Raw genomic sequence first — 14,857 nt, forward strand, 5'->3', positions numbered from 1 at the left:
CCCTTCCCGGCTCCGGGGCCGTCGCCGGGCGGTGCACCGGGTTTCCCGGCTTGCCTACTGGGAAAGTCAAGGGTAGCTTTCCCAGCGGGAAAGTAAAGCAGGGCTGTTCTTGATCGTCACGGGGAGGCGACGGCAGTGAATACACCAGTGGACGCCGAGCAGGCGTGGAAGGACCTCCAGCGCATCCGGGTACCGCAGGAACGGGTCTACGACGAGGTCGAACGGCACGGGTCCGGCGGCCCCGGCGCGGCCTACGCCACGGCCGCGATCATGTGGGTCTTCCTGGCCGGTCTCGGCCTCGACCTGCCCCGGTGGGGCGTCGGGCTGTTCCTCGCCGGGTATGTCGGGCTGCTGCTCACGCTGGCCGTGGTCTGCAATCGCGGGAGCCGGGTGCGCCTCCACCACTCCCGGTACGGCTGGCGGTCGTTCGCCACGTTCGCCGCCGGGGGAGTGCTGACCGGTGGCACGGTTCTGCTCGCCAAGTACCTGACCGGGTCGCTGGAGCCGCTGCTCGCCGCCCTGATCGGGGCCACCGCCGCGGCGACCGTGTTCCTGCTGTTCGCCGGGCCCGCCGGCCGCTGGGCGGCGCGCTCGCTGCGCGGCCACGGCCGGGCGGCCGGCGAAGGACCCTCCGTCGAAGGGGCTCGTGGCGAAGAGGCGGGCCGATGAGCACCCCCGCAGGCTTCGACGAGCTGATCCATCCCGCCACCCGCCTCTCGGTGGTCGCGCTGCTCGCCGCCGCCGAGTGGGCGGACTTCGCGTTCATCCGCGACAGCCTCTCGCTCAGCGACTCCGCACTCTCCAAACAGCTCCACACCCTGGAAGAGGCCGGATACCTGGAGATCCGGAAGGAGGGCGGTGGCCGCAGACGGCGTACCAAGATACGGCTGACGGACCCCGGCCGTACCGCTTTCGACGGGCACGTGGCCGCGCTGCGCGCGATCGTCGACGGCGCGGGGCCCGCGGCGGCGGCCGGTCCGGCACGACCGCGGCCCGACCACGCGGAGGCCGGACGGTGACGGGGCCCGCGCACGCGGCCGGGCCGCCCGCGCCGCGCTCTCCGTCCGGTACGGCCACACATCCCGTCGTCCGGGTGCGGGACCTGACCATGGCCTACGGCGGCGTGGACGTCCTGCGCGGTGTCGAATTGGACATCCACCGCGGCGAGGTCTTCGCGCTGCTCGGTCCCAACGGCGCCGGGAAGACCACCACCGTCGAGATCCTGGAAGGCTTCCGGTCGCGTACCGCCGGGGAGGTCACCGTCCTCGGTGTGGACCCGGAGCGGGGCGACGACGCCTGGCGCGGGCGGATCGGACTGGTCCTCCAGTCCTGGCGCGACCACGGCCGCTGGCGGATCGCCGAACTGCTGGCGCACTTCGCGGCGTACTACCCCGATCCGCGGGACCCGGCCGAGCTGCTGGACCTGGTCGGTCTCGCCGACCGGGCGGACCAGCGGGTGGACCGGCTGTCCGGCGGACAGCGGCGGCGGATGGATGTCGCCCTCGGCATCGTCGGCCGCCCCGAACTCCTCTTCCTGGACGAGCCCACCACCGGCTTCGACCCGCAGGCGCGGCACGAGTTCCACGCCCTGGTCGAACAGCTGGCCCGCGACGAAGGCGTCACCGTCCTGCTCACCACCCACGACCTGGCGGAGGCGGAACGTCTCGCCGACCGGATCGCGATGCTGGTCGGCGGCCGGATCAGGGCCTGCGGCACCCCGGCGGAACTGGCCCGGGGAGCCGCCGCGCAGGCCGAGGTCCGCTGGACGGCGGACGACGGGACGCCCCGCCGCGAACGCACCGGGGACCCCTCACGGCTGGTCTGGGAACTCCACCGGCAGGCGAACGGCCCGATACCCGGCCTGGAGGTCCGCCGCCCGACGCTGGAGGACACCTATCTGCACATGGTCCACCGCGAGAACGACGGCGACGACGGCACGGGCGGAGCGGTCCGGGCCGTACGAGCCGAGACCGTACGAGCCGAGACCGTACGAGGGGAACGCGCGTGACGAACGAGGCGCACGAGACGGACGAGACGCGTGCTTCGGCATACGGGGCCAGTGCCACGGGCCGGGACGACGCACCCGGCACGGGGGCGAAACCCGTCCGCCCCACCCGCCGGTACTGGCGGGCCGGTCTTTCGCGCGGCGGCATCGAGATACGGCACCTCCTGCGCAACCCCCGGGAGATGTCCGGCCATCTGATCAACGTCGTGGTCGCGCTGCTGATCGCCGCCTACCTCAACGACGACGTGCCCGGCACCCAGACCCCGATGGCGCATCTGGTCCTGGCGGGCTTCGCCGCGTATCTGCTGTTCCAGATCGGGCTGATCAACCTCCCCCAGATGCTGGTGACCGAGCGCGAGGAGGGCGTCCTGCTGCGGCTGCGCGCCACACCGGGCGGTATCCCGGCCTACCTCGTCGCCAAGAGCCTGCTGCTCGTCGTCATGGCGGTCGCCAACCTGGCCCTGCTCCTCGCCGCGACGGGGCTGCTGGTGGACGGTCCGCTGCCGCGCGGGCCGGGCGGCTGGCTGACGCTGCTGTGGGTCACCGCGCTCGGACTGCTCGCCGTCGTCCCCCTGGGCGCGGCCATCGGCGCCGTGCTGCCCAACCCGCGCGAGGCACTGGCGTTGATCATGCTGCCCACGATGGGGCTGCTGGCCATCTCCGGAGCGCTGTTCCCGGTCGGCACCATGCCCGCGGCCGTCCAGCAGGTCGCCGCCGTCTTCCCCCTCAAGTGGATGGCGCAGGGCCTGCGTTCGGCGCTCCTGCCGGACACGGCCAAGGCCGCCGAGATGGCCGGCTCCTGGGAACTGCCCAAGGTCGCCCTGGTCCTGGCCGCCTGGGCCGTCCTCGGATTCCTCCTCGCGATCCCCCTTCTGCGCCGCGCCGCCCGCCGCGAGTCCGGCTCCCGGCTGAGCGCGCGCCACCGCGGGGCGGTACGGAGCGGGGCGATGCCCGCGTAGCCCACGCGCCACCCGCCACCCGCCGCCGCCCGTCAGCCCGCCCCGCCCACCGGCCCCCTCCGCGCGGGAGCGGGGCCGGCCGGCCGGGCGGAGGTGTCAGATCACCAGCGGTGCCTCGGACCAGCGGCGGACCCGGTACGGGGCCCACCACAGGTGGTCGCCCAGACGCAGGACGAGGGTCTCCTCCATGAGGTCGTCCAGGATCGGCCGGGGGATCGCGTCGGCGCGGGCGCCGTCCGTGAGGGTCCGGATGGCCTCGTGGTACTCCGGTTCGTCGATGGTGAAGCGGCGCAGCTCGCCGTAGCGCCGGTCGCGCACCTGCATGAAGCCGGGGCCGTAGCGGAAGACGCACTTGCAGATGTAGTACGCGTTGCGCCACTCCAGCGCCGTCGCCTCCGGGTCGGCGGCGCCGAGGACGGCCGTCGGCGGGTGGAGATGGCTGTAGTGGCGCCAGGCTTCGGGGTCCGGGCCGGTGTTGATCTGCCAGTCGACCGAGACGGCCAGGCTGGACAGGTCGCCCACGAAGCTCAGTGCCCGGACCGACCAGGCCGCGTCGGCGGTGTCCGTCACGTCGACCGGGCGGGGGAGCGTCACGTGCCGGGCCCCGGCGGCGAAGAGGCGCCGGGCGGCTTCGCCCCCGTCGCCGTCTATCTCGTGGTGGCCCAGGGACATGCCGGGCAGTGTGCCCACCTCGGGGTCGTAGTCCCGTGAGGCGGTGACGGTGAACGGTACGGGTCCGGTGAGGGTGAGTGCTGGAGTCATCGTCGTCTCTCTGTCGAGCGGTCGTCGCGGTCCCGGTCGGCCCGCGCGCGGTCTCGCGCTGTCGTCGCGCGGCCCTCGCGCGGTCGTCGGACGCTGCTCAGGCGGACACGGCGGCGAGTTCGGCGTCGCGTGCGGAGGTGTGCCGCATGAAGTCGATCCGCAGGAACTCCTCGTTGACCGACGGCGGCGCGATGTGCACGAACTGCCCGCTGTCCTCGAAGACCAGCCCGAGCGCCCGCCACCGCGCCAGCAGTTCTCGCAGGGCGTCCTCGCCCACCTGGTGGTCCCCCTGGAGTTTGCGGGCGGCGGCCTTCACCGTGTGCGGCTGGTCGAGCAGGCGGAACAGGGCCAGTTCGAACGGGTCGGTCAGCTCCATGTGCGTCCAGTCGAAGGACCGGCGGTTGCTGACCAGGACGATGCGGTCCTCCAGGTCGCAGTGGGTGAGCCGGCTGCCGGGGTAGTTCCGCTTCCAGTGCGAGATGCCCACGTTGAGGCGGTCGACGACGTCCTCGCCGATCCCGCGCGGCGGCACGTCGAAGACGTACGCCAGGTCGAACATCTCGGCGTCGGGGAGGTCGTAGGTGAGCCGGTACGGTTCGGCGGCGCTCAGCTCGGAGAAGCCGAGCCCCGGGTTGTTGAAGTACGGGCTGAACCGCTCGATCGCGATCCGGGAGGACGGGCCGACGGGCGGGTTGAGATGCTCCAGCGCGGCCAGCTGGTCCACCACGTCGTCGTAGTCCTCGACGGACTCGCCGGGGAAGCCGTGCAGATAGTTCCAGGCCACCGAGAGGCCGACGGTGGCGGCGTCGCGGAGCATGCGCACGTTCTGGCCGCCGGACACCCCCTTGTCCATCAGGTTCAGCACCCGGCTGTTGAGGCTCTCGATGCCCGGCTGGACGAAGATCAGACCCGCGTCGGCGAGGGTCTGGAGCTGACCCCGCCGCATGTTGGACTTGATCTCGATGTGCATACGCAGGTCGAACTCGCTGTCGATGATGCGCGGCAGCAGCGTCTTCACGTACCCCATGTCCAGGATGTTGTCGACGACGTACATGTCCAGCACCCGGTGCTTGCGGGCCAGTTCGATGATCTCGTCGTAGAACACGTCCGGGCTCTTGCTGCGGAACTCCATGAACGAGCCGTTCAGCCCGCAGAAGGTGCAGTGGTGCTTCTCGCCCCACCAGCAGCCCCGGGCGCCCTCCACCACCAGCTTGGGCTCGACCCAGTGCCGCGCGTGGGAGGAGGCGAGCCGCTCGAAGTACCCCGAGTAGTCCGGCGGCAGGATCGCGGCGGGCGGCAGCGGCTTGGTGCTCATGGCGTTGACGACGGAGGCGCCGTCCTCGCCGCGCCAGCACAGCCCGGGTACCTCCGACACGGGTTCGCCCTCGTCCAGCGCCGTCAGCAGCGCGGGGAACGACACCTCGCCCTCGCCGCGCAGGACGTAGTCGACGAAGGGGAAGTTGCGGTGGACGCTCTCGCCCTGCTTGCCGTCGCAGTTGGCGCCGCCCATGGCCGTCGCGATGTGCGGGGCGAGGCGCTTGACGTACTTTGCCGCCGCCAGGGCCGCGGTGTTCTGCTGGAACGTCGAGGTGAAACCGACCACGTCGGGGTTGATCTCGACGATGCGCTCGGCGATGTGCCGGACGAAATCGGGCGCGGTCACGTGCAGCGCCTGCGTCATCTCCATACGAGCACCGCGCACCCGGTTGCTCATCGCTTCTGTGAACTCGGGAACCCGCCACTGGGGGTCGTCGTAAAGGGCGGACGAGAACACCCAGTCGCCACAGCCCATGAAATAGGAACCGAGCGCGTAGTAGGAGTAGTCCTCCAGCGTGAATTCGGTGTTCTTGGTGATCCAGTCCACGTATTCGATATTGGCGTGGAGAACGTCCGCCGTTCCGTTCGGAACGCGCTCGTCGACACTGCGCTTGAGAATTCCGAGAGCCAGCGACGGGAGATCGATCGGGGCCCAGGGCATGTTCACCAGGAGTACGCGCATGGCTGGCCTCTTCTCATGTGAATCAGTGCACGGAGTCAGGACGGAGTCGGCTTTCCGTTCTGCCGTCCGTCGGTCGGTCGCGGTTCTGCCGTCCGGCCGGTGGCCGGTCCGGTCGGGGTCGGGGCCGGTCCCGCCGGGTGCGGGGCCGGCCCCCCGGTACTGGGCCGTGTCTGACAAATGTTGCCTGGCGCGCGATGCCCGGCACGCACGCCCGCGGTGTTGTCGGAGTCGGCCAAGTACGCCCAGTACGAGGCCGATCCTCCGCCTTGCGATCGCACGCACCGGACACCTCACGCCCCGCCCTGCGGGCGGACGACACTATTTGTCGGACACGGCCTAGTCCTCGTCCTCCATCTCCTCCGCGGAGCGGAGGTAGACGACGACGCCGACGCCCGGCTTGCGGCTCTCCTCGTCGCCGTCGAGCGGGTCGCCGTGGATGATGTCCTTCTGCATGATGTTCACCTCCTCCCCGAGTGCGGTGACGGCTCGGCCGGAGCAGGCGCGGTGGGCAGCCCGCGGCCGAGAAATCTGAGGGACCGCCGGATCACGGCCAGGTGCTCGGCACCGTCGTAGCCGTCGTGGCCCGACTCCAGCCACATCAGCTCGTGGTCGACTCCGCCCGCGCGCAGCACCGCCAGGTACGCCTCGATCTGCTCCGGCGGGCACTTGGCGTCCCGCCGCGCGGCGACCACCAGCAGCGGGGAGCGGATGGCCCCCGCGTACGAGGACGGGGAGGAGTGCGCGTACGCCTCGGGCACCTCGTCCGGAGTGCCGCCGAACAGCGCCGTGTCCAGCGCCTGGAGGGCGGGTGTGGAGTGCCGGAAGGCCGTGACGCAGTCGGCGAGCGGCTTGACGGCCACTCCGACGTTCCACAGCTCCGGACGGGTCCCCATGGCCAGCAGCGTCAGGTAGCCGCCCCACGAGGTGCCGCACAGGCCCACGGCGCCCTCGCGCCCGATGCCCCGCTCCAGCAGGTCGGCCCGCGCCCGCACCAGGTCGGCCACCTGGGTGTGGCCGACGCCCTCCGGGTAGGCGGAGCGCCAGCGGGGCCCGTAGCCGGTCGAGCCCCGGTAGTTGACCCGGGCCACGGCGTGGCCCGAGCCCACGAGGGCCTGCACCATGGGGTCGTAGGCGTCGCGGTCGTGGTCGGCCGGGCCGCCGTGGACGAGCAGGACCAGCGGGTGGGGCGCGGGACGGTCGGCGGGTGTGGTGACGAAGGTGTGCACCGGACCGTCGGGGCCGGGCGTCCACAGGTCCTGGCGGTGGCCGAACCGGGGGAGGCGCCAGTCGCTCTGCCCCGGCAGGGACTTGCCCGACAGGGACAGCGCGCGCGGCACGTTCACCGCGTCGGTCCAGATGAAGTGCACGTCCCCGTCGGCGGCCGGGGCCGCGTCCAGGATGCTGCCCTCCGGGGTGGGCACCGGGGTCAGCTCCCGGCGGTCCAGGTCGGCGGTGAACAGCCGGCTGCGGCCGTGCCGGTCCTGCCGGAGCAGGACCCGGGCGCCGTCCGGGCCGGGGTACCAGCGGGCGGTGGTCTCGGTGTCGAACGAGCACCAGGGCAGGAGTTCCAGTCCGCGCCCGGGGGCCCAGGTGCCGAGGTGGTAGCGGCCGGCCCGCTCGCGCATGACCAGCAGCAGGGTGCGGGCGGGCGCTGGTACTTGCCCGGACGGCGGCGTCGCACCGGGTAACGCCGACGGCGCGGGTAACGGCGTGGGCGCGGGCGCGAAGCCGAGTGCCCAGGTGCGTTCCCCGGTGCCGGAGAGCACCGCCACCGTCGTCCCGTCCGGGGTCAGCAGCGTCACCGCGCGCTCGGAGTGCGCGGGGCCGGAGACCGCCAGGAGCCCGCCGTCCGGCGCCAGGTCGCAGAGCGTGCCGGACTCGGTCGTACGCAGGACGGCGGTGCCGGGGCCGCCGCGCCGCCCCAGATGGACACCCAGCCCCTCGGCGCCGCGGATGCCGACCGCCACCGTGCCCCCGGCCGCCAGCGCCAGCCCGGCGGGCCGCCCCGGCGGTACTCCGGTCAGCGCCGGGCGGTCCGGGCCGCCCTCGAAGTCCTGGACGCGCCAGCCGCCGCTGCCGCCGCGGTCCTCGTCGAACCACCACACGGCCTCGTCGTCGTCGATCGCGCACAGCAGCGTGCCGTGCGGACGGTCCGTCAACTGCCGTCCGGCGCCCCTGGAGCGGTCCCAGGAGAAGATCTCGCACCGGCCCTCGGCATCGCCCGTGTACACCATGCGGTCCGGGTTCCGGGGGCTGGTCACCGGCAGCACCGGCCGGTAGACGCCGTAGGTGCGCGTCGCCGTCTTCGGCGGGGCCGGTGTCATGTCGCCTCCCGTGCCACGAGCCCGGCCCTGGCGGTCGCGTACAGCGCCAGTCCGGCCAGCGCGCCCGCGCAGCCCAGCGCCATCGCGCGGCCCCCGTACGCCGTCACCAGCACACCCGCCGCCAGCGGCGCGAGCGCCGCGACGCCCTGGCCCGCGGTGCCCAGCACCGTCCCCATCCGGGCCAGCAGCCGGTCGGGGGTGACCAGCACCGCCCGGGTCTGGAGCACGACCGCCACGGACGGCGCCGTCAGTGACACGGCGCTCAACAGCAGCCCGTAGAGCCAGGTCTGTGACGCGAAGGCGAGCCCGGCCGCCGTCGGCACCATGGCCCACGAGGCGCCCGTCACGATCCAAGGGGCCGGTATCCGTGCCACGAGCCACGGCGCCGCGAGGGCGCCCAGCAGTCCGCCGACACCCGCCAGCGTGAGGATGAGCCCGATCGAGGAGGGGCTGGCGTCCTGGGCGTGCGAGGCGAGCACCGCGTGGAAGTACAGGGCGCCCAGCAGCGCGTTGATCCCGGCGGTCCACACCACCACGAAGCGCAGGAACGGTTCGGCGCGCACGAAGCGCAGCCCTTCGGCGAAGTCACGGGTGAACGAGGGGGCCGGACCCTCCCGTTCGGGCGTCAGGTCCGTACGGATCGCCCTGCTCGCCACCGCCACCAGCAGGAACGACACCGCGTCCGCGAGCAGCGGCACCCACCGTGCCAGCTGGTACAGCGCGCCGCCCAGGGTCGGCCCGACGATCTGCACCGCCTGGTCGCGCGCCTGGAGGTAGCCGATCGCCCGGGTGTACTCACCGGGCGGCACCAGCCGCCGGATCGTCCCGGACGCCGCCGCCCCGTAGGTGGCGCCGGCCGCCTGCTCGATCACGGCCGCGACGAGTACGTGGACGAGGACGACATGGCCCAGGGCGACGGCCACGAACACCGATCCCATGGCGCCCGCCGCGACCAGGGCGGCCCCGTACATCATCGGCTTGCGCGGCCGGCGGTCGGCGAACACGCCCGCGACCGGCGAGACCACCAGCCCGCTGACCAGGGCCACCGACGCGACGAGCCCGGTGAGCCCGGCCGGGTATCCGGCACCCAGCAGGATCAGCGGAAGAAAGAGGGACGACGCGCAGGTCCCGAGACCGTCGACGGCGCCCGCGGTCCAGAAGAGAAAGAAATCCCGTCTTCGAAACGGAGAAGAAGGGGCTTCTTTTTCTAATTCGGCGCCGGGGGGTCTTAACTTTTCCTCGGCCTCGCCCATCAGGAATCCCGCTCGGCGGGAATCGCCGACACGAACGTACCCACAATGCCCCCCGGAACAAGCGGACTTACGGCCGTTGAGGGTCGTGATCGTATCGAACGGAGACACCCATCACAACACCCCAGTTCCACTGGAATTCTTGATCAAGAAGCGTGATGTACCGGGGTGGTGATGAATTGATCTACGCGCGTGTACCGGAGATCCCCGGAATGGCCCGCGCATACGGGCGGAGAAATCGGACGGCGGGCGGCGCGACGTTTTGCGACGGCCGGGCGCGGGCAGATTCTCCGGTTTCCCCGAAGGGTGGACGCGAGCGCGCCGCCGCCGGGGCGCGACCGACGCGGGGGCAGGGTCGAGCACCGCCGCCCTCCTCGACCATTGCATAAAGCTGCGGAGCTACGTATAGTCATGCCGTCGATGAGGAGGGTTTCGATGGCAGTACGTGCAGCGGTCGCGGGAGCCAGTGGATACGCCGGCGGAGAAGTGCTCCGCCTGCTCCTGGGACACCCCGGCGTCGAGATCGGCGCCCTGACCGGCAACTCTAACGCCGGCCAACGGCTCGGTTCCCTCCAGCCCCATCTCGGGCCGCTGGCGGACCGGGTCCTGGAGCCGACCGTTCCGGAGGCGCTCGCCGGGCACGACGTGGTCTTCCTCGCACTGCCGCACGGGCAGTCCGCCGCCGTCGCCGAACGCCTCGGCGACGAGGTGCTCGTCATCGACATGGGCGCGGACTTCCGGCTGACGGATCCGGCCGACTGGGAGACGTACTACGGCTCCCCGCACGCCGGGACCTGGCCCTACGGCCTGCCCGAACTGCCCGGCGCCCGCGCCGCGTTGGAGGGGACCAGGCGGGTCGCGGTGCCCGGCTGCTACCCGACTGCCGTCTCGCTCGCCCTCTTCCCCGCGTACGGGGCGGGCCTGGTCGAGCCCGAGGCCGTCGTCACCGCCGCCTCCGGCACCTCGGGCGCGGGCAAGGCCGCCAAACCGCATCTGCTCGGCTCCGAGGTCATGGGCTCGATGACCCCGTACGGCGTCGGCGGCGGACACCGCCACACCCCCGAGATGATCCAGAACCTCAGCGCGGCGGCCGGGGAACGCGTCGGTGTCTCCTTCACCCCCACCCTCGCGCCCATGCCGCGCGGCATCCTCGCCACCTGCTCCGCCAAGGCGAGGCCCGACGTCACCGCGCAGGACGTCCGGGACGCGTACGAGAAGGCGTACGCCGACGAGCCGTTCGTGCGGCTGCTGCCCGAGGGCCAGTGGCCGGCCACCGCGTCCGTCTACGGCTCCAACGCCGCCCACGTCCAGGTCGTCCTCGACCCGAACGTGCGCCGTGTCATCGCGATCAGCGCCATCGACAACCTCACCAAGGGCACGGCCGGCGGTGCGATCCAGAGCATGAACATCGCCCTCGGACTGCCCGAGGAGACCGGACTCCCCGCCACCGGCGTCGCACCGTGAACCGGCCCCGGCACCGCCCGGCGGCACACGGCACCACCACCCACCCGACCAAGGAGATGCAGTGAGCGTCACCGCAGCAGGCGGATTCACGGCGGCGGGCATCGCCGCCGGGATCAAGGACAGCGGCAACCCGGACCTGGCCCTCGTGGTCAACACCGGGCCGCGCCGCGCCGCCGCCGGCGTCTTCACCTCCAACCGCGTCAAGGCCGCCCCCGTCCTCTGGTCGGAGCAGGTCGTCAAGGGCGGCCGGATCTCCGCCGTCGTCCTCAACTCCGGTGGTGCCAACGCCTGTACGGGCCCCCAGGGCTTCCAGGACACCCACGCCACCGCCGAGAAGGCCGCCGAGGTGCTGAACCTGGCCGCCCCCGAGAGCCACAGCCCCGGCGAGATCGCCGTCGCCTCCACCGGGCTCATCGGCATCACCCTTCCCATGGACAAGCTGCTGCCGGGCATCGAGAAGGCGGCGGCCGAACTCTCCGGGTACGGCGGTGAGAAGGCCGCCATCGCCATCAAGACCACCGACAGCGTCCACAAGACCGCCGTCGCGGGCGGCGACGGCTGGACCGTCGGCGGCATGGCCAAGGGCGCGGGCATGCTCGCCCCCGGCCTCGCCACCATGCTCGTCGTCCTCACCACCGACGCCGACGTCGAAGCCCCCGGACTCGACTCCGCCCTGCGCGCCGCCACCCGCACCACCTTCGACCGGGTCGACTCCGACGGCTGCATGTCCACCAACGACACCGTCCTGCTGCTCGCCTCCGGCGCCTCCGGCATCACCCCCGGCCAGGAGGAGTTCGCCGAGGCCGTCCGCACGGTCTGCGACGACCTCGGCCGTCAGCTCATCGGCGACGCCGAGGGCGCGAGCAAGGACATCCGGATCGAGGTGACCAACGCGGCGACCGAGGACGACGCCGTCGAGGTCGGCCGTTCCATCGCCCGCAACAACCTCCTCAAGTGCGCCCTGCACGGCGAGGACCCCAACTGGGGCCGGGTCCTCTCCGCCATCGGCACCACCTCCGCCGCCTTCGATCCCGACCGGCTCAACGTCGCCATCAACGACGTCTGGGTCTGCCGCGACGGCTCCGTCGGCGAGGACCGCGACCTGGTCGACATGCGCTTCCGGGAGGTCCGGATCACCGCCGACCTCGCGGCGGGCGGCGAGTCCGCCGTCATCTGGACCAACGACCTCACCGCCGACTACGTCCACGAGAACAGCGCGTACAGCTCATGACGGCGCGCAAGCACACCGCGCTGCCCAAGGCACAGATCCTCATCGAGGCGCTGCCCTGGCTGACCCGCCACAACGGGAAGATCGTCGTCGTCAAGTTCGGCGGCAACGCCATGGTGGACGAGGAGCTGAAGGCCGCCTTCGCCCAGGACGTCGTCTTCCTGCGGCAGGCCGGACTCAGACCCGTCGTCGTGCACGGCGGCGGCCCCCAGATCAGCGCCCAGCTCGACCGGCACGGACTGGTCAGCGAGTTCAAGGCCGGGCTGCGGGTCACCACCCCCGAGGCGATGGACGTCGTACGGATGGTCCTGGCCGGCCAGGTGCAGCGCGAGCTGGTCGGGCTGCTCAACCAGCACGGCCCGCTCGCCGTCGGCATGACCGGCGAGGACGCCCACACCATGTCCGCGACCCGGCACCGGCCGCGTGTCGACGGCGAACTGGTCGACATCGGCCGGGTCGGCGAGATCACCGCGATCGACACCGGCGCCATCGAGGCCCTGCTCGCCGACGGCCGTATCCCGGTGATCTCCTCGATCGCCCGCAGCGCCGACGACGGCCATGTCTACAACGTCAACGCCGACACCGCCGCCGCCGCGCTCGCCGCCGCGCTCGGGGCCGAGACGCTGATGGTCCTCACCGATGTCGAGGGCCTGTACGAGGACTGGCCGAACAACGACGACGTGATCAGCCGGCTCACGGCCACCGAGCTGGAGAAGCTGCTGCCCGAGCTGTCCAGCGGCATGGTGCCGAAGATGCGGGGCTGTCTGCACGCCGTACGCAACGGGGTCAACACCGCCCGGGTGCTCGACGGCCGCGTACCGCACTCGATCCTGCTGGAGATCTTCACCGACGAGGGCATCGGCACCATGGTCGTCCCCGACGGCCGGGAACGCGGGACCAGGAGCGGGACCACGACCGGCGCCACGACGCCGGCCACGACAGGGACGATCACCGAAGGGGGAGCGGCATGACCGACGACACCGACAGCAACCAGGAGCTCGGACGGCGCTGGCAGCAGGTGATGGCCGACACCTACGGCACGCCGAAGCTCTCCCTCGTACGCGGCTCCGGAGCCACCGTCTGGGACGCCGACGGCACCGCGTACACCGACTTCGTCGCCGGCCTCGCCGTGAACGCCCTCGGCCACGCCCACCCCGCCGTGGTCGAGGCGGTCTCCCGCCAGATCGCCTCCCTCGGCCATGTGTCGAACCTGTACATCGCCCAGGAGCCCGTCGCCCTGGCCGAACGGCTCCTCTCCCTCACCGGCCGCCCCGGCCGGGTCTTCTTCTGCAACTCCGGGGCCGAGGCGAACGAGGCCGCGTTCAAGATCGGCCGGCTCACCGGCCGCCGCCACATGGTCGCCACCGACGGCGGCTTCCACGGCCGCACGATGGGCGCGCTCGCGCTGACCGGACAGCCGCCCAAGCGGGAGCCCTTCCAGCCGCTGCCCGGCGAGGTCACGCATGTGCCGTACGGGGACGCCGACGCGCTCAGGGCCGCCGTCACCGAGGAGACCGCCCTGGTGATCGTCGAGCCGATCCAGGGCGAGAACGGCGTGGTCGTCCCGCCCCGCGGCTATCTCGAAGCGGCCAGGGAGATCACCCGCGCCACCGGCACGCTGCTGGTGCTGGACGAGGTCCAGACGGGCGTCGGGCGGACCGGACACTGGTTCGAGCACCAGGCCCACCAGAGCGTCGAACCCGATGTGATCACGCTCGCCAAGGGGCTCGGCGGCGGTCTGCCGCTCGGCGCGACGCTCGCGTTCGGCCCGGCGGCCGACCTGCTCAAGCCCGGTCACCACGGCTCGACCTTCGGCGGCAACCCCGTCGCCTGCGCCGCCGGACTCGCCGTCCTGGACACCCTCGGCGCCGACGGCGCGCTCGACACCGTGAAGCGGCTGGGGGAGAAACTGCGGGACGGAATCGAGGCGTTGGGCCACCCGCTCGTCTCGCACGTCCGCGGCGCGGGCCTGCTGCTGGGTATCGTGCTCACCGAGCCGCTCGCGCCCCAGGTGCAGCAGGCGGCTCAGGACGCCGGTCTCCTGGTGAACGCGCCCGCACCCGATGTCGTACGGCTCGTGCCGCCGCTGATCATCGGAGACGGTGAGGTAGAAACGTTCCTCCAGGCTCTTCCCGGCATCCTGGACAGCACCCGTGCGACCGGCCGGGACGGACAAACCGGGGAATGAGGCGACGATGACCGAGGCGCAGGCGCCCGAGCAGAACGGGGTCGACACGAACGGGATCGAGTCGAGCGGGATCGGATCGAGCGGGATCGGCGGCATGGAGCCGGCCGGCGTCGAGCCGGGCGGGACGAACGGCGCGGCCGAGTACGCCGGCCCGTCCGTCCCCCAGACCCGGACCGCACGGCACCGCCGGATCGTGGACATCCTCAACCGGCAGCCGGTCCGCAGCCAGAGCCAACTCGCCAAGCTCCTCGCCGACGACGGTCTGAACGTCACCCAGGCGACGCTCTCGCGCGACCTCGACGAGCTGGGCGCCGTGAAGATCCGCAACACCGGCGGTGAGCTGATCTACGCGGTCCCCAGCGAGGGCGGCTACCGCACCCCGCACGCCCCGCTCGGCGAGTCGGCCAAGGAGGAGCGGATGCGGCGGCTCTCCGGCGAGCTGCTGATCTCGGCGGAGGCGTCCGCCAACCTCGTGGTGCTCCGTACCCCGCCGGGCGCCGCCCAGTTCCTCGCCTCGGCCATCGACCAGGCCGAACTCCGGCCCATCCTCGGCACCATCGCCGGTGACGACACGCTGCTGCTGATCAGCCGCGACCCGGTGGGCGGCCAGGCGCTCGCGGACCATCTGCTGCGGCTGGCCCAGAAGGACGGCTGAGGACACCACCCGGGCGTGTCCGC

At 72.2% G+C, this 14,857-nt stretch carries 13 protein-coding genes; 9 read left to right on the forward strand and 4 right to left on the reverse strand.

The annotated features are described in order from the left end of the window. The first annotated feature begins 135 nt into the window (after positions 1 to 135). The 4 genes from OG875_RS26310 (at position 136) to OG875_RS26325 (ending at position 2,964) form a co-directional block, all read left to right on the forward strand. Positions 136 to 669, forward strand: a complete 534-nt coding sequence (locus OG875_RS26310; RefSeq protein WP_330176711.1) for a hypothetical protein — start codon at positions 136 to 138, stop codon at positions 667 to 669. Next, positions 666 to 1,019 (forward strand): transcriptional regulator, encoded by a 354-nt coding sequence (locus OG875_RS26315; RefSeq protein ID WP_330176712.1) that lies wholly within the window; start codon positions 666 to 668, stop codon positions 1,017 to 1,019. The genes OG875_RS26310 and OG875_RS26315 overlap by 4 nt, the downstream gene beginning before the upstream one ends. A gap of 89 nt (positions 1,020 to 1,108) precedes the next feature. After that, complete coding sequence (locus tag OG875_RS26320) at positions 1,109 to 2,008, forward strand: ABC transporter ATP-binding protein (protein WP_330177913.1); 900 nt, start codon at positions 1,109 to 1,111, stop codon at positions 2,006 to 2,008. Beyond that, positions 2,005 to 2,964, forward strand: coding sequence for an ABC transporter permease (locus OG875_RS26325; protein WP_443079202.1), 960 nt, complete (start codon positions 2,005 to 2,007; stop codon positions 2,962 to 2,964). Before OG875_RS26320 ends, OG875_RS26325 begins: the two co-directional genes overlap by 4 nt. Positions 2,965 to 3,060: 96 nt before the next feature. On the opposite strand, the gene OG875_RS26330 is transcribed toward OG875_RS26325, so the two are convergent. The 4 genes from OG875_RS26330 to OG875_RS26345 all read right to left on the reverse strand — a co-directional run bounded on the left by OG875_RS26330 (position 3,061) and on the right by OG875_RS26345 (position 9,302). After that, entirely contained in the window at positions 3,061 to 3,726 is a 666-nt protein-coding gene (locus tag OG875_RS26330) for a DUF5825 family protein (RefSeq protein WP_330176713.1), read from the reverse strand. 97 nt (positions 3,727 to 3,823) lie between these two features. After that, positions 3,824 to 5,725: a RiPP maturation radical SAM C-methyltransferase gene (locus tag OG875_RS26335; protein WP_330176714.1), complete on the reverse strand. Its 1,902-nt coding sequence runs from the start codon at positions 5,723 to 5,725 to the stop codon at positions 3,824 to 3,826. A 458-nt stretch (positions 5,726 to 6,183) separates the two neighbouring features. After that, entirely contained in the window at positions 6,184 to 8,049 is a 1,866-nt protein-coding gene (locus tag OG875_RS26340) for an alpha/beta hydrolase family protein (RefSeq protein WP_330176715.1), read from the reverse strand. Then, complete coding sequence (locus OG875_RS26345) at positions 8,046 to 9,302, reverse strand: MFS transporter (protein ID WP_330176716.1); 1,257 nt, start codon at positions 9,300 to 9,302, stop codon at positions 8,046 to 8,048. Before OG875_RS26345 ends, OG875_RS26340 begins: the two co-directional genes overlap by 4 nt. A 432-nt stretch (positions 9,303 to 9,734) precedes the next feature. On the opposite strand from OG875_RS26345, the gene argC reads away from it, so the two are divergent. The 5 genes from argC (at position 9,735) to OG875_RS26370 (ending at position 14,834) form a co-directional block, all read left to right on the forward strand. Beyond that, complete coding sequence (argC, locus tag OG875_RS26350; RefSeq protein ID WP_330176717.1) at positions 9,735 to 10,763, forward strand: N-acetyl-gamma-glutamyl-phosphate reductase; 1,029 nt, start codon at positions 9,735 to 9,737, stop codon at positions 10,761 to 10,763. A gap of 61 nt (positions 10,764 to 10,824) precedes the next feature. Continuing rightward, positions 10,825 to 11,994, forward strand: a complete 1,170-nt coding sequence (gene argJ / locus OG875_RS26355; protein ID WP_330176718.1) for a bifunctional glutamate N-acetyltransferase/amino-acid acetyltransferase ArgJ — start codon at positions 10,825 to 10,827, stop codon at positions 11,992 to 11,994. Beyond that, positions 11,991 to 12,962 (forward strand): acetylglutamate kinase, encoded by a 972-nt coding sequence (gene argB / locus OG875_RS26360; protein ID WP_330176719.1) that lies wholly within the window; start codon positions 11,991 to 11,993, stop codon positions 12,960 to 12,962. Before argJ ends, argB begins: the two co-directional genes overlap by 4 nt. Further along, positions 12,959 to 14,179 (forward strand): acetylornithine transaminase, encoded by a 1,221-nt coding sequence (locus tag OG875_RS26365; RefSeq protein ID WP_330176720.1) that lies wholly within the window; start codon positions 12,959 to 12,961, stop codon positions 14,177 to 14,179. The genes argB and OG875_RS26365 overlap by 4 nt, the downstream gene beginning before the upstream one ends. 94 nt (positions 14,180 to 14,273) lie before the next feature. Further along, a complete protein-coding gene (locus OG875_RS26370) occupies positions 14,274 to 14,834 on the forward strand; it encodes an arginine repressor (RefSeq protein WP_330177915.1) in 561 nt (186 codons plus the stop codon). The last annotated feature ends 23 nt before the right edge of the window (positions 14,835 to 14,857 follow it).

The organism is Streptomyces sp. NBC_01498 (assembly GCF_036327775.1).
GTDB lineage: Bacteria > Actinomycetota > Actinomycetes > Streptomycetales > Streptomycetaceae > Streptomyces.

What these genes read in the sequence shown, in the direction of transcription:
- OG875_RS26315 (WP_330176712.1), top strand. Translation starts at nt 666, where the DNA reads ATGAGCACCCCCGCAGGCTTCGACGAGCTGATCCATCCCGCCACCCGC.
- OG875_RS26320 (WP_330177913.1), top strand. Translation starts at nt 1,109, where the DNA reads ATGGCCTACGGCGGCGTGGACGTCCTGCGCGGTGTCGAATTGGACATC.
- OG875_RS26330 (WP_330176713.1), bottom strand. Translation starts at nt 3,726, where the DNA reads ATGACTCCAGCACTCACCCTCACCGGACCCGTACCGTTCACCGTCACC.
- OG875_RS26335 (WP_330176714.1), bottom strand. Translation starts at nt 5,725, where the DNA reads ATGCGCGTACTCCTGGTGAACATGCCCTGGGCCCCGATCGATCTCCCG.
- OG875_RS26340 (WP_330176715.1), bottom strand. Translation starts at nt 8,049, where the DNA reads ATGACACCGGCCCCGCCGAAGACGGCGACGCGCACCTACGGCGTCTAC.
- OG875_RS26345 (WP_330176716.1), bottom strand. Translation starts at nt 9,302, where the DNA reads ATGGGCGAGGCCGAGGAAAAGTTAAGACCCCCCGGCGCCGAATTAGAA.
- argC (WP_330176717.1), top strand. Translation starts at nt 9,735, where the DNA reads ATGGCAGTACGTGCAGCGGTCGCGGGAGCCAGTGGATACGCCGGCGGA.
- argB (WP_330176719.1), top strand. Translation starts at nt 11,991, where the DNA reads ATGACGGCGCGCAAGCACACCGCGCTGCCCAAGGCACAGATCCTCATC.
- OG875_RS26365 (WP_330176720.1), top strand. Translation starts at nt 12,959, where the DNA reads ATGACCGACGACACCGACAGCAACCAGGAGCTCGGACGGCGCTGGCAG.
- OG875_RS26370 (WP_330177915.1), top strand. Translation starts at nt 14,274, where the DNA reads ATGGAGCCGGCCGGCGTCGAGCCGGGCGGGACGAACGGCGCGGCCGAG.